Source organism: Gemmata sp. SH-PL17, assembly GCF_001610855.1.
GTDB classification, from domain to species: domain Bacteria; phylum Planctomycetota; class Planctomycetia; order Gemmatales; family Gemmataceae; genus Gemmata; species Gemmata massiliana.
Window position 1 is genome coordinate 3,934,855 of sequence record NZ_CP011271.1, and the last position, 26,628, is coordinate 3,961,482.

29 protein-coding genes and 1 pseudogene are annotated in these 26,628 nt (G+C 65.0%); all 30 read left to right on the forward strand.

Annotated elements, in window-relative coordinates; translation table 11 throughout:
- The first annotated feature begins 72 nt into the window (after positions 1-72).
- The 30 genes and pseudogenes from VT84_RS16425 to VT84_RS16570 all read left to right on the forward strand — a co-directional run bounded on the left by VT84_RS16425 (position 73) and on the right by VT84_RS16570 (position 26,620).
- Positions 73-1,125 (forward strand): HlyD family secretion protein, encoded by a 1,053-nt coding sequence (locus tag VT84_RS16425; RefSeq protein WP_082840291.1) that lies wholly within the window; start codon positions 73-75, stop codon positions 1,123-1,125.
- Positions 1,126-1,331: 206 nt separating this feature from the next.
- Complete coding sequence (gene hpf, locus VT84_RS16430) at positions 1,332-1,676, forward strand: ribosome hibernation-promoting factor, HPF/YfiA family (RefSeq protein ID WP_052561696.1); 345 nt, start codon at positions 1,332-1,334, stop codon at positions 1,674-1,676.
- 74 nt (positions 1,677-1,750) lie between these two features.
- Complete coding sequence (locus tag VT84_RS16435; RefSeq protein WP_052561698.1) at positions 1,751-2,275, forward strand: PTS sugar transporter subunit IIA; 525 nt, start codon at positions 1,751-1,753, stop codon at positions 2,273-2,275.
- A 164-nt stretch (positions 2,276-2,439) separates the two neighbouring features.
- Entirely contained in the window at positions 2,440-2,733 is a 294-nt protein-coding gene (locus VT84_RS16440; RefSeq protein ID WP_162271728.1) for an HPr family phosphocarrier protein, read from the forward strand.
- 85 nt (positions 2,734-2,818) lie between these two features.
- A complete protein-coding gene (gene ptsP / locus VT84_RS16445; RefSeq protein ID WP_052561702.1) occupies positions 2,819-4,609 on the forward strand; it encodes a phosphoenolpyruvate--protein phosphotransferase in 1,791 nt (596 codons plus the stop codon).
- Positions 4,610-4,978: 369 nt separating this feature from the next.
- Positions 4,979-5,680 carry a TIGR03936 family radical SAM-associated protein gene (locus VT84_RS16450; protein WP_082840293.1) on the forward strand — a complete coding sequence of 234 codons (702 nt, stop codon included), beginning with the start codon at positions 4,979-4,981 and terminating at the stop codon, positions 5,678-5,680.
- Positions 5,674-5,982, forward strand: coding sequence for a hypothetical protein (locus tag VT84_RS16455; RefSeq protein WP_052561706.1), 309 nt, complete (start codon positions 5,674-5,676; stop codon positions 5,980-5,982). The genes VT84_RS16450 and VT84_RS16455 overlap by 7 nt, the downstream gene beginning before the upstream one ends.
- Before the next feature lie 29 nt (positions 5,983-6,011).
- Positions 6,012-6,240, forward strand: a pseudogene (locus tag VT84_RS42285) (S1 RNA-binding domain-containing protein); the annotation flags it as partial.
- A 156-nt stretch (positions 6,241-6,396) separates the two neighbouring features.
- Positions 6,397-8,964: an Rne/Rng family ribonuclease gene (locus tag VT84_RS16465; RefSeq protein WP_204249772.1), complete on the forward strand. Its 2,568-nt coding sequence runs from the start codon at positions 6,397-6,399 to the stop codon at positions 8,962-8,964.
- A gap of 59 nt (positions 8,965-9,023) precedes the next feature.
- Complete coding sequence (locus VT84_RS16470; RefSeq protein ID WP_082840295.1) at positions 9,024-9,632, forward strand: SMI1/KNR4 family protein; 609 nt, start codon at positions 9,024-9,026, stop codon at positions 9,630-9,632.
- A gap of 45 nt (positions 9,633-9,677) precedes the next feature.
- Positions 9,678-10,736, forward strand: coding sequence for a selenide, water dikinase SelD (gene selD, locus VT84_RS16475; protein WP_052561713.1), 1,059 nt, complete (start codon positions 9,678-9,680; stop codon positions 10,734-10,736).
- 27 nt (positions 10,737-10,763) lie between these two features.
- Positions 10,764-12,140, forward strand: a complete 1,377-nt coding sequence (locus VT84_RS16480; protein ID WP_082840296.1) for a sulfatase — start codon at positions 10,764-10,766, stop codon at positions 12,138-12,140.
- A 283-nt stretch (positions 12,141-12,423) separates the two neighbouring features.
- Complete coding sequence (locus tag VT84_RS16485; RefSeq protein WP_082840297.1) at positions 12,424-13,611, forward strand: tyrosine-type recombinase/integrase; 1,188 nt, start codon at positions 12,424-12,426, stop codon at positions 13,609-13,611.
- A gap of 355 nt (positions 13,612-13,966) precedes the next feature.
- Entirely contained in the window at positions 13,967-14,389 is a 423-nt protein-coding gene (locus VT84_RS16490) for a hypothetical protein (RefSeq protein WP_082840298.1), read from the forward strand.
- 44 nt (positions 14,390-14,433) lie between these two features.
- On the forward strand, positions 14,434-14,865 hold the full coding sequence (locus VT84_RS16495; RefSeq protein WP_082840299.1) for a hypothetical protein: 432 nt from the start codon (positions 14,434-14,436) through the stop codon (positions 14,863-14,865).
- On the forward strand, positions 14,862-16,127 hold the full coding sequence (locus VT84_RS16500) for an AAA family ATPase (protein ID WP_082840300.1): 1,266 nt from the start codon (positions 14,862-14,864) through the stop codon (positions 16,125-16,127). The genes VT84_RS16495 and VT84_RS16500 overlap by 4 nt, the downstream gene beginning before the upstream one ends.
- A gap of 242 nt (positions 16,128-16,369) precedes the next feature.
- Positions 16,370-17,101: a sigma factor gene (locus VT84_RS16505; RefSeq protein WP_082840301.1), complete on the forward strand. Its 732-nt coding sequence runs from the start codon at positions 16,370-16,372 to the stop codon at positions 17,099-17,101.
- Positions 17,102-17,124: 23 nt separating this feature from the next.
- The gene (locus VT84_RS40885) at positions 17,125-17,586 is read left to right on the forward strand and encodes a hypothetical protein (RefSeq protein ID WP_082840302.1); all 462 of its coding nucleotides are present in this window, start codon (positions 17,125-17,127) and stop codon (positions 17,584-17,586) included.
- Positions 17,558-18,862 carry a terminase large subunit domain-containing protein gene (locus VT84_RS16515; RefSeq protein WP_082840303.1) on the forward strand — a complete coding sequence of 435 codons (1,305 nt, stop codon included), beginning with the start codon at positions 17,558-17,560 and terminating at the stop codon, positions 18,860-18,862. Before VT84_RS40885 ends, VT84_RS16515 begins: the two co-directional genes overlap by 29 nt.
- A gap of 73 nt (positions 18,863-18,935) precedes the next feature.
- Positions 18,936-20,444 (forward strand): phage portal protein, encoded by a 1,509-nt coding sequence (locus VT84_RS16520; protein WP_082840304.1) that lies wholly within the window; start codon positions 18,936-18,938, stop codon positions 20,442-20,444.
- On the forward strand, positions 20,444-21,283 hold the full coding sequence (locus VT84_RS16525; RefSeq protein WP_082840305.1) for a hypothetical protein: 840 nt from the start codon (positions 20,444-20,446) through the stop codon (positions 21,281-21,283). The genes VT84_RS16520 and VT84_RS16525 overlap by 1 nt, the downstream gene beginning before the upstream one ends.
- A 71-nt stretch (positions 21,284-21,354) precedes the next feature.
- Complete coding sequence (locus VT84_RS16530) at positions 21,355-21,861, forward strand: hypothetical protein (RefSeq protein ID WP_082840306.1); 507 nt, start codon at positions 21,355-21,357, stop codon at positions 21,859-21,861.
- Between the two features lie 75 nt (positions 21,862-21,936).
- Complete coding sequence (locus VT84_RS16535) at positions 21,937-23,199, forward strand: hypothetical protein (protein ID WP_082840307.1); 1,263 nt, start codon at positions 21,937-21,939, stop codon at positions 23,197-23,199.
- Between the two features lie 76 nt (positions 23,200-23,275).
- Positions 23,276-23,491 (forward strand): hypothetical protein, encoded by a 216-nt coding sequence (locus VT84_RS16540; protein WP_082840308.1) that lies wholly within the window; start codon positions 23,276-23,278, stop codon positions 23,489-23,491.
- The gene (locus tag VT84_RS16545; protein WP_157469545.1) at positions 23,488-23,850 is read left to right on the forward strand and encodes a hypothetical protein; all 363 of its coding nucleotides are present in this window, start codon (positions 23,488-23,490) and stop codon (positions 23,848-23,850) included. Before VT84_RS16540 ends, VT84_RS16545 begins: the two co-directional genes overlap by 4 nt.
- A 2-nt stretch (positions 23,851-23,852) precedes the next feature.
- Positions 23,853-24,188: a hypothetical protein gene (locus tag VT84_RS16550; RefSeq protein WP_082840310.1), complete on the forward strand. Its 336-nt coding sequence runs from the start codon at positions 23,853-23,855 to the stop codon at positions 24,186-24,188.
- Positions 24,188-24,874 carry a hypothetical protein gene (locus VT84_RS16555; protein WP_082840311.1) on the forward strand — a complete coding sequence of 229 codons (687 nt, stop codon included), beginning with the start codon at positions 24,188-24,190 and terminating at the stop codon, positions 24,872-24,874. Before VT84_RS16550 ends, VT84_RS16555 begins: the two co-directional genes overlap by 1 nt.
- Complete coding sequence (locus VT84_RS16560) at positions 24,874-25,635, forward strand: hypothetical protein (protein WP_082840312.1); 762 nt, start codon at positions 24,874-24,876, stop codon at positions 25,633-25,635. Before VT84_RS16555 ends, VT84_RS16560 begins: the two co-directional genes overlap by 1 nt.
- Positions 25,635-26,240 carry a hypothetical protein gene (locus tag VT84_RS16565; protein ID WP_082840313.1) on the forward strand — a complete coding sequence of 202 codons (606 nt, stop codon included), beginning with the start codon at positions 25,635-25,637 and terminating at the stop codon, positions 26,238-26,240. Before VT84_RS16560 ends, VT84_RS16565 begins: the two co-directional genes overlap by 1 nt.
- Entirely contained in the window at positions 26,240-26,620 is a 381-nt protein-coding gene (locus VT84_RS16570; RefSeq protein WP_082840314.1) for a hypothetical protein, read from the forward strand. Before VT84_RS16565 ends, VT84_RS16570 begins: the two co-directional genes overlap by 1 nt.
- Positions 26,621-26,628 lie beyond the last annotated feature (8 nt).

The window sequence follows — 26,628 nt, forward strand, 5'->3', positions numbered from 1 at the left end:
GTTGCGTGTGGGCGAAGCGGCTTCTCGCTGGTTACAATCGAATCCACCGGCGGTCGGTGGCGAGGGTAACCCATGTCCGAACAGCGATTTTCGGCGCGCGGGGCGATTTTCGCGGCGCTGTTCTTGCTTGTGCCGATCGCCGCGATCGTGTGGTGGGTGGCGCGCCCCAAAGGGGACGCCAATGCGCCGCTTCCGGCACTCGCGGAACTCGACGTCGTGTGTTCCGGGCGCGTGGACGGACTGCTTCCGGCTGCGGGGCTTGATCCCGCAGCGCCCGGGAAAGTGGTTGCGGTGCTGGTAACCGAGGGACAAACGGTCCCGGCCGGGAAGCCCCTTCTGCGACTCGACGATGAATCGCTGCAACTGCGTGTGGACGAAGCAAAAGCGGCTCTTAGTGCCGCCGAGATTGATATCGAATCCAGCGCAACCGAGGCGAAACTACACCCGACGCGGATCGCCGCTCAGAAGACCGCGATCGCCGCAGCACAAGACCGCACCGCCACCGCCCGCAAGTTGCTCGCCGAGCGCCGGACCGCGAAGACGTTCGGTACCGTGACCGAGGGCGAACTGACTGCGGCCGAGGCCGAGGTGCGCCAATTCGAGCGCCTTGAAACGATCGAAAGTGACCGCCTCGCGGAACTGACGGCGCTCAACCCGAACTTGCGCGTGCGCGCGGCCGAGGCGAAGAAAACGCTCGCGCAAATCGCACTCAAACAAGCCGAAAAAGCGGTCCGCGATTGCGTGCTCGTCGCGCCGGTGAACGGTTCGGTGCTCCGCGTGAACGTGTCGGCGGGTGAGTCCGCGGTGCCCGGCGGGTTACAGCCAGCGCTGGTGTTCCGGCCCGACGGCGCGCTGGTGGTCCGGGCGGAACTCGAACAAGAGTTCCTCGGGCGGGTGAAACCAAACATGCGCGCGACCGTGACCGACGACACGCGAGCCGATTCGTCGGCGTGGACCGGGCGCGTTCAGCGGGTCGGGGCGTTCGTCGCGCGCAAACGCAGCTCGCTGTTCGAGCCGGGTGAGGTGAACGACGTGCGGACGGTCGAGTGTCTGGTCGTGCTCGACGGCCCCACCGAGGGATTGCTGGTAGGGCAGCGTGTGCGCGTGCGGATCGGAAAAGAGTAGTTCCGGGCTATGGTGTCAGCGCAAAAATCACCCGTTCCGCGCCAAACGCGGTCCCGATTCCGAACTTGAACCGCGAATTTTGCCACTTTCTCCGCGAGTGGGATACAATTTTTCCGGTCGGACGTTCGAGGGGTTGAATCCCTCTTTAGGTTTCCAGTACCGCCGGCAACGCCCGTCGTGCGGCCCCGCTGAGAGTGAGGTATTCCGTGCAGGTTAAAGTTTCCGCCCGCCACGGGCACTTGGGAGACGACATCCAAAGTCAGCTCAAAGAAAAGGGGGAGAAACTGCTCCACTTTTTCAACCGGCTGACGATGATCGAGGTCACGGTCGATCTGCACAAAACTCCCAGTGGCAAATTGAAGGTCGAGATCCTGGCGACCGCCGAGCACAAGCACGAGTTCGTGGCGACCGACGAAGACGGTGACGTGTTCACCGCGTTCAACAAGGCCGTGGCCCACATTAAGCAGCAGATCACGCACTACAAAGAGAAGATCCAGGACCACCGCCGTGACCCGGACCACGGCGGGAACAACTTGCGCGGCGGGCAGTAACGGAGCGGGCGGTGCGGCGCGGGGCGGTTGCGCCCCAGCGCCCACGGTGAGGGACACGAGGGAGAGAGGTCTACATGCGCCTGTGCAACTTTATCGTCCGCGACGCGATCATCCCGTCCCTGGCGGCGCCCGGCCCTTCGGCCCCGGCGCCCCAGGGCGATGCGCGCGACGCGGCTACCGTGCGGGCGGTGAAGGAAACGGTCATCCGGGAGATGGTCGGCGCGCTGCACGCGGCCGGGCACTTCCGCGCGACCGACGTGGACGAAATCGTGCGCGCGGTGCTCCGGCGCGAGGACCTCGGCACCACCGGCATCGGCCGGCACATTGCCATCCCCCACTCCCGCCACCCGGCCGCGGACCGGCTCATTGGCACGCTCGCCCTCTCGCGCGACGGGCTGCCGTTCGACAGTCTCGACGGCGAGCCGGTGTACGTGTTCATTCTGCTCGTGTCGCCGCAGGACCGCCCCGGGGACCACCTCCGGGCGCTCGAAGCGGTCGTGCGCACCATGCGAAACGACGACTTCGTCCGGCAACTGCGGGCGTGTCAGACCCGAGAAGAGATCTGGGCGCTGCTGGAGTCCGCGGCGCCCGGGTGGTAACCGCGGCGGTGTCGGTGGGAGTGATTTTGCGAATCGAGCGAGGGGCACTAATGACCGGTCGGGCGGGTGGAAACGGGCCAGGGCCGCGGGAGGCGCTCCCGCCGGGCGCCTGTGCGCCCGCGCCGCCCCCGGACACCGACCTCTCGATCGGTTCGGAGAATACGATGTCCACGGGTTCCGGTCCGGTCCGCCGGGTCGTGCGCATCGTGAACCCGCTCGGCCTGCACCACCGGGTCGCGGACCGGTTCTCGCGGACCGCGCGCCAGTACGCTTGTACCGTGACCGTGTGGAACGGTGACGCCCGGGCCGACGGGAAGAGCCTCTGGGATCTGATCATGCTCGTCGCGATGCAGGACGCCGAAGTGGTCCTCGAGGTCGACGGGCCGGACTCTTTGAAAGCCGTGGACCCGCTCGTGGAAGTGTTGGCCTCGCCCGGCGGCGAGGATTACACGATCTGACGGCGGGTCGGACCGAACACGGCGCGCGGGTCCGCCCGACCCGCGCGCCGCCCCCTCAAAAATGGGCAACCGGACGTTCCGGCGAATGGAATACAGGTACGGCATCGGAGTCTCCCCCGGCGTCGCCATCGGTCCGGCCCTCGTGCTGGATACCGAGGGCGTCCTCATCCCGCACCGGACCGTGCCCCCGGACCAGGTCGAGGGGGAGATCGCGCGCCTGGGGCGCGCCCTGGAAGAAACCGCGGCCGTGGCCCGGGACGACCGCGAGCGCATGACCGCGCGGCTCGGCCCGGCCCTGGGCAACATCTACGCCGCCCAGCAGTCGATGCTCGAGGACCGCGTCGTCCGGACGCAGATCGAGGCCCGCATCCGCTCGGAGAGCTACTCGGCGGAGTACGCCGTCAGCCGCGTCATCCGCGACTTCGTGCGCCGGCTGGAGGACTACGGGCGGCGCCTCGGGGACCACGGCGCGGCGGAGGCGCGGCGCCGTGCGACCGAGTTCATCGACCTCGAGCGCCAGGTGCTCGCGGCCCTCTTGGGGCACCCGACCGACCCGTTCGGCAACCTGACCGAACCGGTCGTGGTGCTGGCCAACGACCTGATGCCCTCGGACACCGCCGACTTCGGGCCGCGCACCGTGCGCGCGTTCGCGACCGAGAGCGGCGGGAACACCAGCCACACCGCGATCCTCGCCGGGGCGCTCGAGATCCCCGCCGTCGTGGGCATCGGCCGGTTCCTCACGGACGTGTCCGGGCGCGACACCGTGATCGTGGACGGCGGCGAGGGCGTGCTCATCATCGACCCGGACGAGGACACGCTCGCCCGGTACGAACTGAAGCGCGCCCGCCTGCTCTCCCGCCCGGACCGGTACGAGCACCTGCGCGACAAGCCGTCCGTCACCCGCGACGACGTGCCGGTCGCGATCCGCCTCCTCGGGAACATCGAACTGGCACCGGAGGCCGCGCACTGCCTCGACCGCGGTGCGGAGGGGGTCGGGCTGTACCGGACGGAGTTCCTGTACCTCAACAAGTCGTCGCACCCGACGGAAGAGGAGCACTTCGCCGCGTACACGTCGGTCGTGAACACGCTCGGGCCGAACCGCCCGGTCGTGATCCGCACGCTCGACCTCGGGGCCGACAAGTTTTCGAGCGTGTCCGGGGCCGTCGCGGGGGAGAAGAACCCGTTCCTCGGGCTGCGCAGCGTCCGACTGTGCCTGTACGACCGCGACCTGTTCAAGACCCAACTCCGGGCCATCCTGCGCGCGGCCCTTCACGGCGACGTGCGCGTCATGTTCCCGATGATCAGTACCATCGACGAGTTGCGCCAGTGCAAGGCGCTGCTCAACGACGTAAAAGAGGATTTAGAGGACGCCGGAATCCCCTTCAAATCTGATGTGCCGGTCGGTACAATGATCGAGGTGCCGTCCGCCGCACTGTTGGCGGACGTGCTCGCCCGCGAGGTCGATTTCTTCTCCATCGGAACGAACGACCTGGTCCAATACACGCTCGCGGCGGACCGAAACAACGAACACGTGGCCAACTTGTACAACCCGACGGACCCGGCCGTTCTGCGGCTGATCCGGATAGTGGTGCAGGCGGCCCAAAAGGAACAGAGCAAGCGCCCGTTCGAGGTGAACGTGTGCGGGGAAATGAGCGGGGAACCGCTCTACGTCCCCCTCCTGGTTGGCCTGGGTTTGCGACAACTGAGCGCGACGCCTCGCAAGATCCCCGAAATCAAACGGGTGATCCGCGAACTGAGGGTCGCTGAGGCCAAAGACGTCGCGGACCGCGCCCTGAGTATGGAAACTGCCAGCCAGGTGAGCAGCTACTTACGCGATTACTTACGCAAAATTCTCCCCTCGGAGGGGGTTGATTGAGGGCGGGGTTTTCGGTCGAACTGCGGGGCACTCAAACCGCCGTGACCGGTCCGTTCCATCACTCCCGCGAGCAGGGGCGAGACGAAGTCAGAAAGCGAAACGTGAACACGGACCATCGCACAATGTTAGGGGCGGGGCGCGTGTCGGCTCCGCCTTTCATTTTGCGCCGGTCCGTTTTGCTTTTCGCGGCCCACCGCACTTCGTCCGGTCCCGGCTCGTGTACTCGCCGAAGGGGAGCTGGGAGGGGTTTCGGCCGCGTTCCGATTTCACGTTCCGAGTACCGAGCTGAAGCCGGGCCACCAGGTTCCGGTTCTTCCGTTCGGTAGTTCGGTTACTTGAGATCCGGAACGTCCGGCGAAGCCGGTTTCAATGCTCGGCGACAAATTCCGTTTCCGGTTCACCAAGTCGGGCACGCTCCGGCTGGTGAGTCACCACGACCTGATGCGGTGCTCCGAGCGGATGCTCCGTCGGGCCGCCGTGCCGTTCAAGTCTACGGCCGGCTTCCACCCCACCCCGCGCCTCGTGTTCGCCCTTTCGCTCCCGCTCGGGGTGGTCGGCTGCGACGAGGTTGTGGAACTCGAACTCACCGAACCGCGCGATTCCGATCAGCTTTTTTCCGCACTCAACGCACAAGCCCCCACCGGTCTCGTTTTTACCCGCGTTGCTCCGGTGCCGATGAAGGCGACCGCCCGCGTCCGGCGCGTGGTATACGAACTGCCGCTCCCCGCTGACCGCGTGGCCGACGTCGAAGCCGCGGTTGCCAAGCTCATGGCCGAACCGAAGGTGTGGGTCGAGCGCCTGCGCCCGAGCCCCAAACGCCTGAACATTCGGCCGTATTTCCGGAACGTGAGCGTCGAAAAACGACCTACCCCCCTGGCCCCCCTCGCCTCTTGTGAGGGGGGCCCCCCGTGGGTTCCCCCTGCAACCCCCTCCCTGAAGGGAAGGGGGAGCTGGTGTCGGATGCCATTGGGCGAACCGCGAGTGTTAACGCGCGGGTGGATTCTCACCCGGTTCTCCACCTCGATCTGTGGGTCACGCAGACCGGTTCGGCCCGTGCGGACGAGTTGCTGAGGCTCCTGCACATCGAAGACCTGATCGACAACGGCGCGGTCCTCGAGCGGACCGTCGTCGAGATTCGCGACGAAGTAGCGACGATTGATTCTGCCCACAACTCGGCGGACGGTCCTCTCCAGACCGGTCCGACCGGGGCGTTCGGTACCGGCACGGACGAGCCACCGGACGGTCCCGCCGACAGCGTCCCGCTGACCGGTGCGGAAGCGGCCGCGCTCGCCGCGCGGCTGGACGAAGAAGCGAACCAACAACCTCTCGAAGCCGGGTGGGGCGCGTCGCCCAACGGCCCGGTCGTCGAATAACGGAACACAACGAGACACGAGATCCCGTAATGAAAAAAGAAATGTTGATTAACGTCCTCCAGCAGGAGGAGTGCCGGATCGCCATCGTGGAGGACGGGGTTCTCGAAGAACTCTACGTCGAACGGGCGAGTCAGGAGAGCTACGTCGGGAACATCTACAAGGGCCGCATCGTCAACATCGAACCGAGCATCCAGGCCGCGTTCGTGGACTTCGGTATCGGGCGCAACGGGTTCCTGCACGTCTCCGACGTGGACCCCGCGTACTACAAGCACCTGCTCTCGAAGGCCGATCTCGCCGAGTACGAGGCCGAACTGGACCGCGAGTACGGTGGCGGGAGCAGCAGCGGCGGGGGCGTGGGGGCCGCGACCGGGGGGGCGTGGGGGCCGCGATCGCGGGGCGAAGCCGCCGCGCGAGATGACGTCGTGGTTGGAACCCGCGCCGAGCGCGGCAAGGAGCGACGAGTTCATTGAGGAACCGGACTTTGCCTCCGGGATCGAAGACGAAGTGCCGGTGGCCGAGGTCGTGTCCGAGGAGGGCGACGAGGGCGAGGTCGCTGAACTAGAGGCGGTCGAGACGGACGCGGTGGAAGTCGAGGTCGAAGCGGTTGAAGTCGAAACGGTCGAGGTACCCGCAGAGGCGTTCGTTTCGGACGACGATGACGACGGGTTCGCGTCCGGGTTGGAAGACGTTCCCGCACCTGTGGCAAAAGCTCCCGCGCCGCAACCGAAGCGCGCGGAACCGCCGCGCGTCGAAGCGCCCAAACCGGTTGTTCAAGCACCGGCCGAAGACGACGAATTCGGCGCCGGGATCACGGATGTGGAACTTCCTCCGACGCGGAGGGCGGAACCCCGGCGCCCGGTCGAATCCGTGGCCCCCGAAGGGCCGGAAGCGACGACTGTTTCTTCTGAGGTAGCCGAGGCCATTGACGCGATCGAGGGCGGTGACGCCGTGGCGCCGATCGAGGTCGCTGAGCCGGAAGCGAAGAAGCCGCGGACGCGCCGGAAGAAGGCAGAAGACGCGGCGGAGGACACGAGCGAGAGCAAGCCGAAGCCGCGCACCCGGCGCCCGAAAAAGAAAGAGGGCGAGGGCGAGGCCGACGGCGACGTATCGGACGACAAGCCGAAGTACATGGGCGGGGCCGAGCGCCGGACCGCGGCCGGTGACGACGAAGGTGAGATCAAGCCGTTCTTCGATGACGGCGGAACAGCCGACTTCGACCCGGACGCGCCCAACGACCGCTTTGCCAATGCGTCCCGGTCCGATGAGGGCGGCGAAGTCGCCGAAGACGCAGAACCGGTCGAGCGGTTCAGTGACGACGTGGAGCCGGCCGAGGCCGCCGAGCAAGAGGCCCGTGACTTCGCGCACGAAGCCGAAGAACCGGCGGAAGCCGAAGTCACCGGGCGCGGGTTCAACGACGATTTCGATTCCGGTCCGCGCCGCGATAACGATCGCGGGCGCGGCGGGCGCGGGGATCGGGACCGCGGGCGCGGGGGTTCTCGCGGCGGGCGCGATGATCGCGGGCGGGGCGGTCCGCGCGGCGACCGGGACCGCGGACCCGATCGCGGCCCGCGCGGCGCGGGCGGGTTCAAGGGCGGTCCGGGTGGACCGAAGGGCGGGCGCGATCGCGGCCTGCCGAAGCCGCCGATCCAGGAAATCTTCAAGCGCGGCCAAGAAGTCATCGTTCAGGTCATCAAGGAAGCGGTCGGCACGAAGGGGCCGACGCTGAGCACCTACGTCAGCATCGCCGGGCGCTACCTCGTGCTGATGCCGAGCCTGAACCGCGTCGGCGTGTCGCGCAAGATCGAGGACCACGACGCGCGGCGCCGACTCCGCGAGATCATGACCACGCTCGCGCCGCCCAAGGGCGTCGGGTTCATCGTCCGCACCGCGGCCGTCGACCGCGACGCGAAGGAACTGCAGAACGACCTCGCGTACCTGCTGCGGCTGTGGCAGGTGGTGGTGAAGCGCCTCAAGCGCGTCGCGGGGCCGGTCGAGATCTACCGCGAATCGGACATGATTACGCGGACCATACGCGACATCTTTACCAGCGACATCGATACGATCTGGGTGGACGAGGCGACCGCATACGGGCACGCGAGTGAGTTCCTACAAATCGTGATGCCCAAGTTCGCGAACCGCATCAAACACTTTGACCACACGGAACCGCTGTTCCACCGGTACGCGATCGAGGACGAGATCGCGAAGATCCACCAGAAGCGGATCGAGATGCCGCTCGGCGGGTCGCTGGTCATCGAACAGACCGAGGCGCTCGTCGCGATCGACGTGAACAGCGGGAACTTCCGCGCGGACAACAACGCCGAGGAGACCGCGTTCCAGATGAACCTGCACGCGGCGAAGGAGATCGCGCGGCAACTGCGCCTGCGCGACCTCGGCGGCGTGATCGTGAACGACTTCATCGACATGCGGAGCGAGTCGCACCGGCGCAAGGTGGAAGACGCCTTCCGCGAAGCGCTCCGGCGCGACCGCGCTAGAACCAAAATCCTGCGCATCTCGCAGTTCGGCCTCATCGAGATGACCCGGCAGCGCATCCGCCCGAGCCTGAAGCGGAGCATCTTCTCGGACTGCCCGCACTGCCGCTCGAACGGGTTCGTGAAGACGAGCGAGAGCCTCGCGATCGAGGTGATGCGCCTGCTGCACCTCGCCGCGCACCGCGCCCCGGCGGTCCAGGTGGTGCAGGTCGGCGTCCACGTCGATGCCGCGAACTACTTGCTGAACAAGCGCCGCAAGGAGATCGCGGCTTTGGAAGAGCGCGGGAAACTCGAAGTGCAGATCACCGGGCAGCCCGGGGTGTCCCCGGACCTGATGTCGGTACGGTGCTTCGACCACAACGGGAACGAGGTGCGGCTCCTGCCGCCCGCACCGCTGCCGAAGCTGACCGCCGGCCGCGTCCCGCCGCGCGACGACCGTGGGCGCGGTGGCCGTGACGACCGCGGCGGGCGGTACCCGCGCCCGTTGGATTGATAACTTCCTACCGAGCGGCGCGGTACTTCGCGCCGCTCGTTCTGCACGGAGATTGCGCTATGGGCGATCTCGAATCGGCTTGGGACCGCATTCACCAGTGGCTCGCCGCGCACGCACCCGTCGTGCTGGCGAGCCTCGGTCCACCCGCGACCGACGAGCAATTCCAGCGGGCCGAAACCGAAATGGGTGTCGTGCTACCGGACGACGTGAAGGCGTGCTACCGCATTCACGACGGGCAGCGCGTCATCCCCACGCCGGTGAGCTACTGGCCCGATCTCAAGTGCGCCCCCTCATTCCTTTACGGCCACCGTTGGCACAGCCTGGCCGACGTGACCGATTACTGGAACACGTTACACGACTTGCGCGGCGAGTTCGCTGAAGTCAAAGGCAGGCCGCGCGGCCCGATTCGTAAGGACTGGTGGAACGCGAAGTGGATTCCCCTTACACGGGACTCCGCGGGCGACTTGCACTGTCTGGACCTGATACCGTTGAAGCGGGGCCACGTCGGTCAGGTCATTTACTGGTACCACGACGAAGCAGAACGCTTTGTCGTGGCGGAGAGTCTGACGGAGTGGCTCACGCAGTTCTCCCACGAACTGGAGCGCGGTGAGTTCACGACTGCACCGGACACGCACGGCCCCGGGTTGGTCCGTGTACGCGATCTGTGACGCCCGAACCGAGCGAGCCTTGAGTTCGTCACCACGGAGTTGAGTGTGAGCACTTCTGAACCGATCCGGTTGACGAAATTGGCAAAGCGGGCCGGGTGCGCGGCCAAGCACCCGCCGGGGTTCTTGCTCCCGCTTCTGGGACTGCTCCCGCCGATCACCGATCCGAACGTGCTCGTTGGCAGTTCTACCGCCGATGACGCGGCCATCTACAAGATGTCGGACGATCTCGCGTTAGTGCTCACCACCGATTTTTTTACGCCCATTGTGGACGGTCCGCGCGATTTCGGTCGGGTCGCCGCCGCGAACGCGCTGTCCGACGTGTACGCGATGGGCGGGAAGCCGCTCTCGGCGCTCAGTATCGTCGGGTTTCCAGACGCGCTGCCGGCCGCGGTGCTCGGGGAGATACTGGCGGGCGCGGCCGAGATCGCGGCCGAGGCCGGTATCGCCATCGTCGGCGGGCACACGATCAAAAGTGAAGAGCCGATTTTCGGACTGGCGGTCGTCGGCACGGTTCACCCGAACCGCGTGTTGAGTAACGCGGGCGCCAAACCCGGTGACGTGCTCGTTCTCACCAAGCCGCTCGGCCTCGGCATCATTTCGACCGCGGCCAAGAACGACCAGGACGCGAAATCCGCCATCACCGAAGCGATTCGCGTGATGACGACGTTGAACCGTGCTGCGGCCGAGGTGCTGACGCGGTTCGAGGTTCACGCGCTCACTGATGTGACCGGTTTCGGGCTGCTCGGCCACCTGCGGAACGTAACGGCCGCGAGTGCAGTGACCGCCGAGGTCTGGGCCGCTCGCGTGCCGGTGCTCGACGCCGCGCGCGAATACGTGAGTGTCGGCATCGCGCCGGGCGGAACCCGCGCGAACGCCAAGTTCCTCGCGGATTGGGTCGAGTTCGCTCCCGGTGTCTCGCCGGAACAACAGCTCTTGCTGTGCGACGCGCAAACGTCGGGCGGGCTGCTCGCCGCGGTACCGGAAGTCATTGTGGACGACGTCACGCGGGCGCTGACCGAGGCCGGAACGCTCGTGAGTGCGGTGGTGGGGAAGATTACGGGACCGGGCGCGGGGCGCATTCGCGTGACGCCGAGTCGGTCCTGAATTACGGCAGTTCATGTGAGAGTAACGATGCGGTACTTCGTCACGCTCGCGGTCGTGCTCCTGGCATCGCCGGTGTTTGCTGCGGACAAACCAAGTTTCGTGTTGTTCGTAACGGACGACCAGCGCGCCGACGCCCTCAGTTGCTACGGCCACCAGGTTCTCAAGACGCCCAACATCGACCGGATTGCGGCGAACGGTACGCGGTTCACGAACGGGTTCGTCACCACGTCCATTTGTTGCATCAGCCGCGCGAGCATCATTAGCGGGCGGCTCGCGCGCAACCACAAGGTGCCAGACTTCAACACCGCGTTCAACAAGGACGTGTTCGCGACGACATTCCCGACTTTGTTGAAGCAAGCGGGGTATCGGGTGGGCATTGTTGGGAAGTGGGGCATCGGCGGCCCGCCCCCGAAGGAGCACTTCGATTTCTGGGATGCGTGGGGCGGGCAAGGCGAGTTCTTCCACACGGTGGACGGCGAGAAGGTCCACAACTCCGCGTACCTCGCAAATCAAGCAGCGAAGTTCATCGCGGACACGCCGGCCGATACGCCGTTCTGTCTCATCTTGCTGTACAAGTCGCCGCACGAGCCTTACGAACCTGATCCGCGCGACGCGGAGCTGTTCAAGGACGTGAAAATCACTCCGCCGAAGACCGCGGACGCGAAGTTCTACGAGCAACTCCCCGGGTTCCTCAAAACGAGCCTGAACCGCGTGCGCGCCGTGCGAGACTTTCCCACACCCGATAAATACCAAGAGTTCGTGAAACAGTACTGGCGGTGCATCGCGGGCGTGGACCGCTCGGTGGGTGTCGTTACGAGCACGCTCGCGGACAAGAAGCGAGCGGACAACACCGTCCTGATTTACACCTCGGACAACGGCTTCTTTCTCGGCGAGCGCGGGTTCAATCACAAGTGGCTGATGTACGAGGAGTCGATCCGCGTCCCGCTCATCGTGTCCGATCCGCGCTTACCGAAAACTCCCCGCGGCGCGATGCGCGACGAGATGGTGCTGAACATCGACATCGCGCCCACGATTCTGAGCTACGCGGGCGTTGCGGTTCCCAAGGAGATGGACGGCACGAGTCTGAAACCGCTCGTTGCGGACGAGAAACCGGAATGGCGCACGCACTTCTTCTACGAGCACCACTACTTCCACTCGAAAGACCCGAACAACACGATCCCGCGGACGGAGGGCGTTCGCACCGAGCGCTGGAAGTACGTCGTTTACCCGGACGAGCCGGAGTACACGGAACTCTTCGACCTGAAGAACGACCCGCTCGAAGAACACAACCTCGCTACAGACGCGAAGCACAAGGGCGCACTCGATGAGATGAAGGCGCTCTACGCCAGGGACGTGAAGCGATTGCCGCCCGCAATTCCGGGCGGCACTCCCGGGAAGAAGTAAATCAGGTCGCAGGCACTGCTACTTCGCGAGCAGGCTCCGAAATTTTGCCAGGTGTGCCGCCAATTCATCCGGCGGCATCTTGTCCAAGTCCTTACCGGTTGTGGTCGGCGCGCGGACGTGTGCCCGTTCCTTCCACGGTCACTACTTCACTTGCGCCCCGCGCGCCCGTGTGGTATAAACCCTCGCGGTTGAAGCGTTTCGGCTAACCTCCGGGCGTTCCGGGGAGCAACCTCCAGAGTCGAGTTAACGGGACTCCTCCCGTAAACCTCGTAGGAGCGCTCTCTTGGCCCGACCCAAGAACCAGATCCCCACCTACAAACTCCACGGAACCACAGGCCTGGCCCGCTGCTGGGTCAACGGCAAGTGGGTCAGTCTCGGCAAATACGGCTCGCCGGAAAGCCGCAGCGAGTTCGCGCGGATCCTGGCCGAACTCGCGACCGGTTCCGCACTCGCCGCATCGGCCCCGCACCGCGCGCCCAAGCTCGTTACGCTCGACGAACTCTGTCTCGCGTTCTTCAAGCACGCCCAGCTCCACTACCGGCGCGCCGACGGCACCGTCACGGGCGAGGTCCGCGAGTTCAAGTACGCGATCCGCTTCGCCCACGAACTGTACGGGGCCAAACCCGCGGTCGAGTTTGGCCCGCTCGCACTCGAAGCGGTGCGCCACAAGATGGTCGAAGCGGGTTGGGCCCGCGCCCTCGTCAACCGCCGCGTCGAGCGCATCCGGCGAGTCTTCAAATGGGGCGTGTCCAAGGAACTGGTGCCCGTCACCACCTATCAGGCCCTGCGCGCCCTTCAGGGCCTGCAGCGCGGCCGCACGAAGGCCAAAGAGAGCCCGCCGGTTAAGCCGGCCCGACTCGCGCACGTCGAAGCCGCGCTGCCGTTCATGAACGACCACGTTCGCGCGCTGGTCCAGTTCCAGCTTTACACGGGGTGCAGGCCCGGCGAAGCGTGCATGCTCTCAATGGACCAGATCGTAGAAGAGCAGGGCGTGTGGCTCTTCCGACCCAGCCAGCACAAGACACGCCACCGCGATCGTGAGCGGGTGATCGTCATTGGCCCGCGGGCTCGCGCCGTGTTGGAGGAGTTCCTTCGGGTCCACTCCTGGTCCGTGAACCTGCCCTTGTTCAACCCCGCCGTCGCCGAAACCGAGCGCCAGGCCGCGCGCACCGCGGCGCGGAAGAAGGTCTGGCGGTCCCAACCGCGCGTCAAGAATCGCAAGGTTCAGGCCCCGCGCGCCTACTACACGACGACCGTTCTCGCGAACAACGTCCGCCGCGCGTGCGATCGGGCCGGGGTTCCGCGCTTCGCGCCCAATATGATCCGGCACTTGTTCGCGACCGAGGTGCGCCGGGACCACGGGCTCGAGGCCGCACAGGTTCTGCTCGGGCACTCGCGCGCGGACGTGACTCAGGTTTACGCAGAGCGCGATCTGGCACGAGCGCTACAGGTGGCCCGCGAAGTGGGTTGACCACTCGCGGTCGCCAAACATTCCAAAAAAATCTTGGTCCGAATACTCCGGTTGTGAGGCCGTAGGCGGACCATAGAGGGCGCCCGTGTTGGGGCGCTCTCACCGACTGAATAGCTACTGGATAGGCACTTGAATTAACATCATGCCGCCTTTGCGTTTCTTGACGCCTCTATTACGCTCCATTGTGTCGCGATGATGTGTATCCTGTCGCACCGTGTCATATCTCGGCCATCTCTTCACATTTGCTGCTCCTCGTGACTAACAGTGCTTACTAGCACTTCGCAGCACTTCCACGGTACTTGCCCAGCGCCGATAAGCGTGCATAAATGATGTGTCTCAACACAGGAGGCTCTTTATGTCCGCCAAGGCCGAGTTGATTATTGCCGACATGGATGGATTGAAAGTCGATGCTACTACACTTCACCGGCAACAACTTATCAAGCCACTTGCTGAACTCGTCGAGGCTCTCACCGACGAGGGGCTTATCAGCATGAAGGACGCGGCCAAACTTTACGGCCGCAAAACCAATTACGCGACCGTTCGCCGCCACTGCCTTGACGGGATCGTCTTACCCGACGGTACCCGCCTTCACCTCGAGCACATCCGGCTGGCCGGTTCGATCGTCACCTCCAAACAGGCCGTCATCCGCTTTATCGCGGCGCAGAACGAGACTCCTCCGGTCTCGGGTCAGATCCGCAATCGCGAGACTCCCGCGCAGCGCACTCGCGCCCAGGCAGCCGCTAGCGCTGAATTGGGCGCTCTCCTCGGCGCGAACTGATTCGCTCGTTTCATCCTGACTCACACCCCAGGCAGAGTTCAATCGTGGTACGGCTCGCTCAAGTCGCAACGGATTCCGCCCCTTCGTCGCCTCCACCGTGTGGCGATGTCGATGGGATCGAGGCCCTTGGCGAGCCGTTCTCGACCTACGCGAAGTTGCTCCTCGCGTTCGACGACGCGAACCGCGACCACCACGTTGCGCTCATCAACGGCACCGCAACCGAGCGCGCTAGGGCCGAACTTCGGCGGGACAAGTGCCAGGCCGACATCGTGTCGTTCCAGCATCACCGCGCGAACGCGCTCCTGATGGACCTCCGTTTCGCAAAGATGTGGTCTCCGGCGGCGCTCGAACTGTATTTGTACCCCGCGTTTCGCGATCAACTCGCATCACAAGAGATCCGCATCAAGGAACTCGAAGACGCCCTCCTTCAACTGGCTTCGCACGTCGGGGCCATAACGAAGACCCGCTCATCATGAATATTCGCGACGAGGTGTCAGCAAGACTCGCGCAGCCGAGGCCCGAGGTGAAACTTCATCGCCCCGACGAACCTGCGGCCGTGCCCAAGCTTGCTCTTAATGTCATTCCTTTTGCTGGCAGGAGGATACAGACCATGCAGTACCTTGTCCCGGGCCGTATTCCCCTTGGCAAGCTCATTCTCTGTGGCGCGCGCGGCGGTAGCGGAAAGAGCACGCTCTGGCGCGCGATCGCGGCCGACATCTCCGCGGGCCGCTGTGCGCTCGGTCTCTCCTATCCTGATCCCGTTCGCGCGAAGGTGCTCTTCTTCGCCTCGGAAGACGGTGCCGACGATACCGCGCTTCCGGGGCTTCTTGCGGCCCAAGCCGATTTGCTTCGCGTTGCCTTTGTCGACGGTGTCGAGCGCGGCCCTTGCAAATCCGAGTTCATGCTCACCCCGGATCACATCCGAGTTCTCCGCGAACGACTCGAACAGTCCCCCGACATTAAGCTCGTTATCTTCGATCCGATCGCGTCCTATGTGGGCCGCGCCAAGGTCGATGACCATCGTGCGAGTGAGTTGCGATTAGTACTTGATCCCTTGAGTGAGTTGGCAGAATCCAAAGGCGTCACGATCGTGATGATCGCGCACCTCAATAAGTCCACTGGCGACGCCGTTGACCGCTTCGCGGGGAGTGCCGCTTACCGTGACACGGTTCGTGCAGCGTATGCCGTCTCTGAAGATCCCGAAGATTCTAGTAGGAGGCTCTTCATGCCCGTCAAAGAGAACCTGCCCGGGTTCGACCGTTCCACGATCCCCTTTTCCCTCGTTCCGCTCACCGATGCTGAAATGGATGCTTTTTTTGCAGCTCCCGAGTGCCACCATCTTAATGCCACCGATCGGCAGACACTTCGCTCTCAATTGCGCCGCGTCAAATTCGACCCACCTCGCACCGTCGATCCCAATCAGGCGATGAAGCCCCCAACCCGCAAGGAGTCGGGCACCGGATCGGATAATGGCCAAACCAAGCTCGACCGGTGCAAAGAGTGGCTCCGGAACTTCCTGCAGAAGTACGCTTACCCCTCCAGTGAGATCGCCGAGGCCGGGCGCGCCGAGGGCTACACATTCGACAACCTCAAATTCGCCAAGGCCCGGCTCAAGGAGGAAGGGGTCATTTCTCACAGTAATTCCGTGTACACACCCGGCGCTTGGTGGTCCGGTCCCGGTCCCTGCCATACCTGGAAGCCGCGACCGGAATTACCCGACTTCCGGGGCGACGAATAGGGACTGGGGTACTCGACACACCACACCCCATACCCCAGCCGGTACCCCACCACTCCACTAGTCCCTCCTCCGCCTATCAACTTGCTTATATAATATATATAATATAATAATATATGTAGTGTAGTGGTGGTGTGGTGCCAGGGGTGGGGTACCCCCTGGTTCAGTACCCCAGTCCCTCCCCTGTTGCGCTCCTCCTTCCGGAGCGCTATCGTGACTTTACGCCCCTCGCTTTTGAGACCACGATGAAGCGACTCACCGACGAGCAGCGCGCGCTGGTCGAGCAGTTCTTGCCGATGGCCCGACAGATCGCGCGGAGCGTGTGCCGGAACTGCAAGCACCTCCGTGCCGACGTCTGCTCCGACCTCTTTCTCGAGCTTTGCGTTTACGCCCGGAACTATGACCCTTCGCGCGGCGTGCCGTTTCTGACGTACACCTACACCGGCATGTTGCGATACGCACTAGAACAGCGCGAGAAAACATTCTCCAACGGATTCGCCGGTACTCTGCGGGCTGATCGATACCAGCGCGTTCCGGTCGTTCACCTGAGTTACTCGCGCCAAGAAAGTGACAGCGAGCCGACGCCGCTCTCGGCCACCATCCCGAGTCCTTACGACTACAGCACGTGGTCCCTGGCGGACGATCAGGCCGTTACCCCCGTTCCGACCAAGCGCAAATGGCGCCGCGACTACCCGACCGGTGTCCGCTACGTCAAGCGCGGGGTCTACCAGGCGCGCTACTGGCTCGGTAGGCCCGTGGGTTTCGTTAACCTTGGTACTTTTGCGGAGTCAAAGTACGGGTCCAACGACGACGCCATTAGCGCCGCGTCGCATGCCTACCGCGCGTTCCAGGCCCATTACCGCTCTGGTGTCCCCGGCCGCGACGTGAGCGACACGATTGCGCACCTCAAGGGCCTCGGTATCATCCCGCAGCCGAGTCACGCGGGCGGCCGGCCCCGCACCAAGTTGGCCGCATAATCAGCACACTGGTGAGATCTGCTGTGACCAAACCCAAACCGCCCAACGCCGGTAAGGGCCGCAAGAAGGGCACCCCGAACAAGTTCACCGGGACCGTCCGCGAGGCCGTGCTCGCCGCATTCGGCAAGCTCGGTGGCGTCCGCTGGCTCGTGAAGCTCGGCCAGACGAACCCGGTGGAGTTCGCGCGACTGCTCGGCCGCCTGCTCCCGCGCGAAGTGTCCGTCACCAGTTCCTCCGCCACGTCCCCGCCGCCCGCGCTCTCGGACCCGAAGGTTCTGGCGGCCGCACTCGCGCTCGACGAGATTTGCGATGAAGTGTCTCACGCCCTTGGCTCTGGCGCGGCTGACGCACCCGCACTACAAGTGGGCGAAGTTCCACCACGCGCTCCAGGGGAACCTGTTGAAGCTCCTGGCGAAGCAACTGACGCTTCCGAACGGGCAGCCGTGTCGCCGTTTGATGATCCAGACCCCGCCGCAACACGCTAAGAGCCTCATCGCGTCCCGGCTGTTCCCCCCGATCGTCTTCGCGCAGGACCCGAGCGCGAAGCTCATGCTGCTCTCTTACGGCAGCGAACTCGCGTCCGGCCACGGGAGCGTGGCGCGGGACTATGTCAACGAGTTCCGCGACCACATCGACCCGTCCGGGCGGCTCCAGGTGCGCCGCGACTCGAACGCGAAGAACAACTGGCGCACCACGTCCGACGGGCACATGTACAGCGCTAGTATCCAGGGCACTGTGACCGGGCGCGCCGCGACCGGTATTCTCATCGACGATCCATTCAAGGGCAGCGAAGATAGTGGAAGCATACGAATAAGAGATAAAGTTTGGGACACGTACAGCGCCGCGGCCGAAACGCGCCTCACGCCCGACGGGTTCGTGGTGCTGATCGGTACGCCCTGGCACCCGGACGACCTGTTCGGCCGGCTCCTGGCGAACGAAGCGGACCAGTGGGTGCGGCTGCGGTTCCCGGCGATCGCGGAGGCCGACGACGCGCTCGGGCGCGCCGAGGGCGAGGGGCTGTTCCTCTCGAAGTACAGTCAGGACTGGTACGAGGCGAAGAAGCGCGCGTTCGAGCTGCGCGGCCAGTCGCACATCTGGGACGCGCTGTACAACTGCTCGCCGACGGGCGACGGCTCCTTGCGCGCCTTCCCCGACGAGTATTTCGGCCCGTGGATGTGGGCCGAGGAGCTACCGTTCACGTCGCGGAACGTCGAGCAATTCCGTGTGTTGAGCCTTGACCCGAGCAAGAGTAAGACGGGCAAGGCCGGCGACTATGGCGCGTTCTGTGACCTATCGCTGTTTTCCGACCGGCACCTTTTCGCCACGATGCACCTCGCGCGCGAGCCGCTCCCCGCACTGTACGCCCGAGCGGTGGCGATTGTGGGCGCCGCTAAGCGCGAGGGGCGCCCGTACCGGCGGTTCATCATCGAGTCGAACCAGTTCCAGGAGGCCGTCGGGCTCGCGATCCAGGAGCGGCTCAGCGCCGCGGGCCTGGATGTGCCGATCGACCTGCACATGACACCCTCGGACCAGAGTAAGCACGCGCGCATTCAGGTGGACCTGGGGCCGCTCCTCGCGCAGAAGCGCCTGCACTTCGTCGGGCAGACCGTGTCGAACAAGTTGACCCTTCAGCAGATGAAGGAGATCCCCAACGGCGCGCACGACGACGGCCCCGACGCGGTCAGCATGGCTACCCAAGCCCTCAATCTCCTCCTCACCGGCACAAAGCGGCCCGGCGAAACCAAGGTACTCCGGACGTAGCCGCCCGCACTTGCGCTCCGACGCGCAACGGCGTAGCATCCAGTATTACCGCGCGCAACAGGGCACGTGTCCCATGTCGTTCTGGGCCAAGCTCAACCCGGTCAACTGGTTCCGCGGGACGCTGAAAGAGGCGTCCCAGTCGGACATCTACGGCACGCCCGTCTCGGATTACGAACTCAACACGTGGAACGGCCGCCCACTCACCCCGGTCTGGGGTCCGGAGCTGTTCCCGGACAAACTGCAGACCGTTCGCACGCTGCAGGAACTGAACCGCGTCCGGCACGTCTCGCGATTCCTCTACGAACGGAACCCGAACGCTTCCGGTGGCATCAACGGCATGGGCCGCTACGTCATCGGGTGCGGCAGCGCGCAGGACGTTCAGAGCACTGAGCCGGAGAAAGAGCCCCCGGAGCAACTGGCAAAGGCCATCCGCGCGCTGCTCGACGAGTTCAAGAAGGCGTGCCGCTGGAAGATCGTGGAGCGCGAGATCTACCGTCGGTACCTGACCGACGGCGAGTGCTTCATCCAGCTCACGCCTATGGACGACGGCATCACCGCGCTCAAGTTCATCGAGCCGGACTCGATTGTTCCGCCCGAGGGCCAGTCGTTCGAGGGGCCTTGGTCCTGGGGCATCCTGACGAACCCGGACCGGCCCGGCGTGCCCGTGGCGTACAACGTGCGGGACTACGCGACGAACACCGAGCGCCGCATCCCCGCACAGTTCGTCTTCCACCTGAAGCGCGGAACGAACCTGAACCAGAAGCGCGGGCTGCCGGCGCTCACCTCGTGCATGGACGAGCTCCAAGGCGGCGACAAGTTGCGCCACGCTTCGCGCGAGGGCGAGAAGGTCCGGGCGAGCATCGCTTACGTTCGCCAATTCGCGCAGGCCCCGGTCGGCACGGTCCGCGGGCTTCAGGCGGAAAGCGCTTCAGGTACCGTCACGGTTTCGACCCAGAACGGCACGCGGGACGTCGTATACCAGCAGATCGAACCCGGCACCGTTCAAGACATCCCCGAAGGCCTCGAGTACCAACCACCGCCCCCGTCGCCCAACGCCGATGCAGCGGCGATCAGCGTCAAACTCTCCCTCGAAGCAACCGCGGCCGCGCTCGAAGCGCCGTACTGGCTCATCTCCGGGGACTCGACCGCGTCGTCTTACGCCTCCAGCCTGACCGCCGAAAGCCCGTTTATCAAGCTCGTCGAGGGCGAACAGTCGGTGCTGGCCGAGTACGTGGACGACGTGCTCACGGCGGTGATCGAGATCGCCGCGGAGCAGGAGCGGGACAACGTACCGGTGGACGTGCTCGACCAGATCGACCTGCACGTGAATTACACGGTTCCCGTCGTGCGCCAGAAGCTCGACGAGGCACAGCGCAACGAGATCCTGCGGAAGGCGAAGATCAAGAGCCCGCAGACGATCAGCGCGGAAGAAGGCCTGGATTGGGAAAAAGAGCAAGCCAACTTCGCCGCGGCCGGACCGTCGCCCGAGGAGCAGGCCGCCGAACACGCCGCGGACCTGGCCGCCAAGCAACCGCAGACCGCGGGCGGCCAGATGAAGCGCGAACAAGGGAGCGCCGCGTAATGGGCCAGCTCGTTGAAACCACGCTGTGGGAAGACAAACAGGCCCCGGCCAACGGTGTACTGCCGAACGTGAAGATCCTCGGGCAGAAGAGCCGCAACAAGCGGTTCTACACCGAGGACGCGATGAAGGGCGCCGTCTCGCTCTACGAGGGCAAGGCGGTCTACATCTCGCACGCCGGCGAGAAGGTCAAGCACCGGCCCGCAACCGAGCGCTTCGGCCGGCTCAAGAACGTCCGGTTCGAGCCCGGCAAGAAGGAGCTGCGCGGGGACCTGGTGTACCTGGAATCGCAGGCACAGATCACCGCCATGCTCAAGGAAGACATGGAGCGCGGCCTCAACTTTTTCGGCCTGTCGCACGTCGCGGACGGCCACTGGCACCTAAAAGAGGGCGTCAAAGTCGTGACCAAAATTGACAAGGTGGACTCGGTGGACCTCGTGTCCGATCCCGCGACCGCGACCTCGCTGCGCGAACAAACGGACGTCACCCAGGTGACCGACGAGTTCGAGCAGTCGGTACTGGCCGTGCTCAACGACGAGGCACTGGACACCGCGGGCAAGAAGGCGAAGTTGCAAACGCTGAGTGGCGCTGCGGCAGCTGCACCCGTTGTACCCGCCACGCCGGTGAAGGAGCAGACCGAAACCGACCCGATCAAGGCGCTCACCGAACAGGTGTCGAACCTCACCAAGACCGTCGCGTCCCTTCAACAGAAGCCGAAGAAGTACGTCACCAGCGCGCAATCGCAGGCGACCACGCTCCAGGAGCAGACCGACACGACGCAGACGCAACTGGACGCGCCACCGAAGGACAAGGCCGCGCTCAAGAAGTGGCTGCGGAAGTAACACCGAACCAGTTATTAACATCTCGTTGGTAACTGACCACATAACCCCGTTCACGCTCCTGGAGACGAACCGTGGCAGACGCGAAGTACAGCAACGCCGGACGCCTCATCAGCGGCATGCCGCAACCGAAGCGCGTCTCCGGTACCGTCGCCAGTGCAATCTACGCCGGCGACTTCCTCATCCTCGCCTCCAACAAGGCGAGCCCCGCCAGCGCGCTCGCCGACGCGGGCACCAAGGCGCAGAACCAGGAGGCCGGGCACGACGTGTTCCTGGGCGTGGCGATGGACGCCAAGCTCGCGGGTGACACGCGCGACGTGCTTATCGCGAGCCGCGGGGAGTTCAAGTACCCGTGCGCCGCGCTCGGTTCCGCGTCCGATCCGGGTGCCTACGTCGGCATGGCTGGGACTGGCGCGGGCGGGGCCGACGGACTGGCGGACCAGATCGTTGAGATCGTCGCCACCGCGAACCTCGCGATCGGGCGGCTCAGCCGGCGCGCCGAAGTGGGCGCCACCGAGTTGTTCTTCGAGCTGGCCGGCACCCTTACGACCACGCACGCCGGCCCGCAGACGATGGCGTAACCGCACAACTACCGAGACTGGAATTCCAGTTTCGACACTTGTTCAACCAACACACCGCTCCGAGGTACTTCCGCGATGGCTCACCTGGCCCACAAGCTCAAGCAGATCCTTGAGCAGAACATGAACGAAGGGCGCGGCCTGGCGGGATACCGCGGGCAGTTGCGCGAGATGTTCGGCATCACCGAGGACGACAACGGTTCGCCGTTCCTCAACCGCGCCGAACGCCTCATCGACCCGCTGCAACTGGACGCGCGCGAAATCGCGATCGCGTTCCTCGGGCGCGAGGTCGGGGGATCGGACATCCGCCGGGCGTTCGCGCTCCGGGAACAGTACGGCTCGTTCTCCGAGGCCGAAGGCGCGGTCGTGCTGCCATCGCACTTCGCGAAGATCAGTGCGTTCACCGATACCGTCGCGGGCCTGGTCGATGCGCTCACGATGGAGGCGTACACGGCGCCCGAGTTCATCGGCGACTCGCTCATGGAAGTGAAGCAGGAGCGCGTCAACGGCGGGAAGATGATCGGCGTCATGAACGACGGGAACGTGTCCGGTGACCTACTGGACGGGGAGCCATTCCCGACGGTGGGCCTGAAGGAAACCTACGTCGAGGTGCCGGACAACCAGCGCTACGGGAACGTCATCCAGATCAACGAGAAGACGTTCATCTACGACCGCACCGACATGCTGGAATCGGCCTGCAAGAACGCCGGAACCGCGGTCGCGCGCAACAAAGAGGTCCGGCAGGCCGACTGCGTGCTGGGCGTGACGAACACGTACAGCCGCGACGGGAACGCCGCCAACACGTACCTGGCGGCCGCGGGTGAGATCCCGAACAACTACGTCAACTCGTCCACCAACGAGCTGACGAACTACGCGAGCATCGACACCGGGTTCCAGATCCTCGAAGGCAACACGGACCCCGGGACCGGGTTCGAGATCACCGTACCGGCCCCGCAACTGCTCGTGATGCCGCAGCGCCAGATGAACCTGGAATCGGTGCTGTACCCGGAGTTCATCCGGCGCGCCACCGACGCGGGCAGCACGCTGACCCAGACCCAGCGCAGCCTGATCCGGCCGATCAACCCGGTGATCCTGAGCCGCATCTGGTACAACCGCCTCATCGCGGCCGGGGTGTCCACCACGAACGCGCCGGCCCGCTGGTACATGGGCGACCCGAAGCGCGCGTTCCGGTACCGCCAGATCATCCCGTTCCAGGTCAACAGCGCCCCGCTTTCGAGCGAGGACGCGCGCCGGGAAATCGTCGGCATCTGGGTAGCCCGCGAACACGGAGTTCCGTTCACGAAAGAGCCGCGGTTCATGTACCGCGGCACCAAAGAGTAAAGGTGATCGATCCCGGCACCCCTGGGGTTAATGAATTAACTCGTGGACAGCGTGGCACTTCGGACGAGGTCTCGTGATGCCTTCCGTCGCCGACAACCTGAACGCCACCATCGCCGGGTACGCGGCCGCGCTCGCCGCGGACTCGGTGAACCCGCAACCGTCCTACGAACTGGACGGGAAGCGGGTTGACCGGAACCAGTGGCGCGAGGGCCTGCAAAAGCTCATCGACGCCCTGCAGAAGACCGTGAACGCTCAGGCACCCTACATCGTGTCCACGAAGATGGTGCTGTGATGGCGCTGGACCTGTCCGGGGACTGGGCTCTGATCGACGACCCGATCACCGTGACCTACGAGGCGCGCCTCACCGAGAACACGTACAGCGCGCCGACCAGCGTCGAATACGCCCAGCGCAACGACGTGACCAAGGAAGACCTCGACGCCCTCAGCGCGTTCATAAGTAAGGGGCTTTTGCAGAAGGACGCGACGGTCTTCCACCTGTGGACGGCAAAGTTGAACGGCACCGTCCCCGCGGTCAAGGACCGGGTGACCTACGCGGGCGAGAAGTGGACGGTACAGATCGTGGGCATCCGGGACCGTGACGCCAGCGGTCCGCAGCGGTACCGGCTCGTGTGTTCCAAGTTCCAGGGGTAGCCGTGCTCCTGCTGTTGGCCGCGATGGGTGAGGAGAAACCAATGGCGCTAAACCTGAACGACCGGCTCGCGGTGATGCGCAGCAGCGCGATGCAGGCCCGGTGCGAGGCCGCCGTCGCGAAGTACGCGCTCTACCTGCTCGGGAACGGCGGGTCCACCGTGAACCAACTGGCGTGGGCGCGCGAGGCGATCCGCGCAACGGCGTCCGTCGGCTCGCAGGTGAGCTACCACGTGCTCGACGACACGAACTTCCTCGCGGGCGGGTCGGACATCACCGACACGCAACTGCAAGGGGCAATCGAGACGGCCGTGCAGACCCGGTTCATTGCGAGCTCGTAATGGGGATCGCGAACGTCCAAAACGCGAGCAACTCGACCGGGTCCGGTGCGTCCCTGGTGGTCACCGTGGCCGCACTGACCGCGGGCAACGTGATTATTGTGTCCGGTCGGATCGCGAACGAGGGGCTCACGCTCACACCGTCCGCCACGGGGGTGACGTTCTCAACGCTCGTAGGCCCCACGAACCACTCCGGCGCGCCGAACATCCGCGCCTACCTGTGGCTGGGCGTGGTGAACACGGGCGGGGCCACAAGCGTCACGCTCACACTGAGTTCGAGTACGGACGCGATCAACTGTTGGGTTTCAGAATTCTCCGGGGTGGATACCGTCAGCCCCCTGGACCAGTCGACGACAGCGCAGTCGAGTGCCACCGGGACCAGTGGCAACATCACGGGGACGGTAACGACGACCCAGGCCGACGAACTGTTAATCGCGCACTACGCGCTGAGCGGGGCGTCCGCCGGGAGCAGCCCCGGGAGCGGGTACACGACGATCATCGCGAGCGGAGGGAACCGGGCGTCTCTCGGTGAGTACCGCATCGTGGCAGCCACCGGGAACTACGACTGCCCGTTCAGTTGGACGACGTCGCGAGACTGGGTAGTTCAGTTCGCGACCCTCAAGGCGGCATCCTCGGTTTCGATCGTCCCGTTGATCGTTCACCACCGCAAACAGCAGGAGATGAGCTGATGCCGATCTACCTGCGCCAGAGCACCGCATCACAAGAGGTTCCGCTCGGGTACTTCGTGTCCTCGACCGACGGCGTGACGCCCCAGACCGGGCTCACGATCGCGAACACGGACATCAAGCTGTGGGCGAACGGTGCGACCACGCTGGCCAACAAGAACAGCGGCGGGGCTACACATATCGCGGGCGGCGTGTACTACTGCGTCCTCGACGCGACCGACACCGCGACAATCGGGCCGTTCGTGATTTTCATCAACGTGTCCGGTGCGCTCGCGGTGCGCGTGGAGTGCGTGGTCCTCGCGGCGAACGTGTTCGACACGCTGTTCGGAACGACGGCCCTGAGTACCTACGCCGGCGGAGCGGTCGCAAGTGTAACCGCTGGGGTTACGGTTGCCACGAACAACGACAAGACCGGCTACAGCCTGGCCGCGAATCAGCACGTGATTGTGGACAGCGGAACGGTCACAACGGTCACGAACCCGGTGGACATCAGCGCGACGAGCGGAAACGCGCTCGTGTCGGCTACCGCTGCGGCCACTGCGACCGCAGTGTGGTCGGCCACAACACGAACGTTGAGCGCGTTCGCGTTCTCGGTGACCCTCACGAGTGACTATGACCCGGCGAAGACGGCTGCCCAGGCCTCGGAGTTGGTGAAGGTGCTCGCCGCGGTCTACGACTCGCTCACCGCGTCCGGGAACACCCTCACCCTGTCCAACGGGAAAACCCAAACCGTCGACGCGGCGGGGAACAGGACGCTCGCGTAATGGCCACACCACGGAGCGTAGCGAGCCACGGGTTGTTCCTGCCGTCCGGCGGCTCGTGTGACTACCCACTCGAAGAGGACGTGTTGCTCGGCGTGGTGTACGCGAACGGCGGCATGACCGGCACGTTCGGCACCCCGGACCCGGGCGCAACCAGCGTGCTCGATCGCATCCTATCGGCGGTCGTCTCGAAGGTGCAGTTGGACGGAACGACGGTCGGCCCCGCGCTCATGCCCGTGGTGAAGCGCAAGCTCCCGAAGAAAGAGGAGCGCGTTGACGCCGACTACCAGGTCACCGTGTCCGGCTCGGAGAACGTGGACGCCACGCGGCGCATCGCGTTCGGGCACGTGTTCCGGGTCGAGTACAGCGTGGAGATCACGCTCATCACGCCCAACGGGGACCAGCTCACGCACCTCGCCGACCACACGGTCTGGCGCGAGGCGACCCGGGCCGTGTTCATGGCCCCGAAGCCGCTGGCGGGCGTGCCCGAGGTGAAGCGCCTGGAGATCGTCGAGGCCCCGTTCCTCGACCGGTCCTTGCTCTCCCAGGGGTATGACTACGACCAGATCCAGCTCACCGTTTGGACCTTCGAGAACAGGAGCGGTTGATGAGCATCTCGCACACGATTCAACAGGTCTGGGGCGCGGGCTCGAACCAGATCGCGACCCAGAGCACGAAGACCGGCAGCGTCGAGCAGAACTCGTCGCTCGCGCTCGGCGTCGTCACGAACCAGGCGGTGGACCTGCAGTGGGCGCAGGCCAAGCTGCTGTCCATCTTCATCAAGACCGACCAGGACTGCACGCTCAAGATGAACAGCAGCGGCAGCCCGACCGACACCATCGCGCTCACCGCGGCCGTGCCGTTCGTCTGGGTGAAGGGCGGCGGAACCCCGTACCCGTTCACCGGGACCGCGGGCGCCATCACCGCGGCGTTCCTGACGACCACGGTGGCGACGAACGTTGAGATCCGCGTGCTACTCGACCTGTAAGAGGCCCC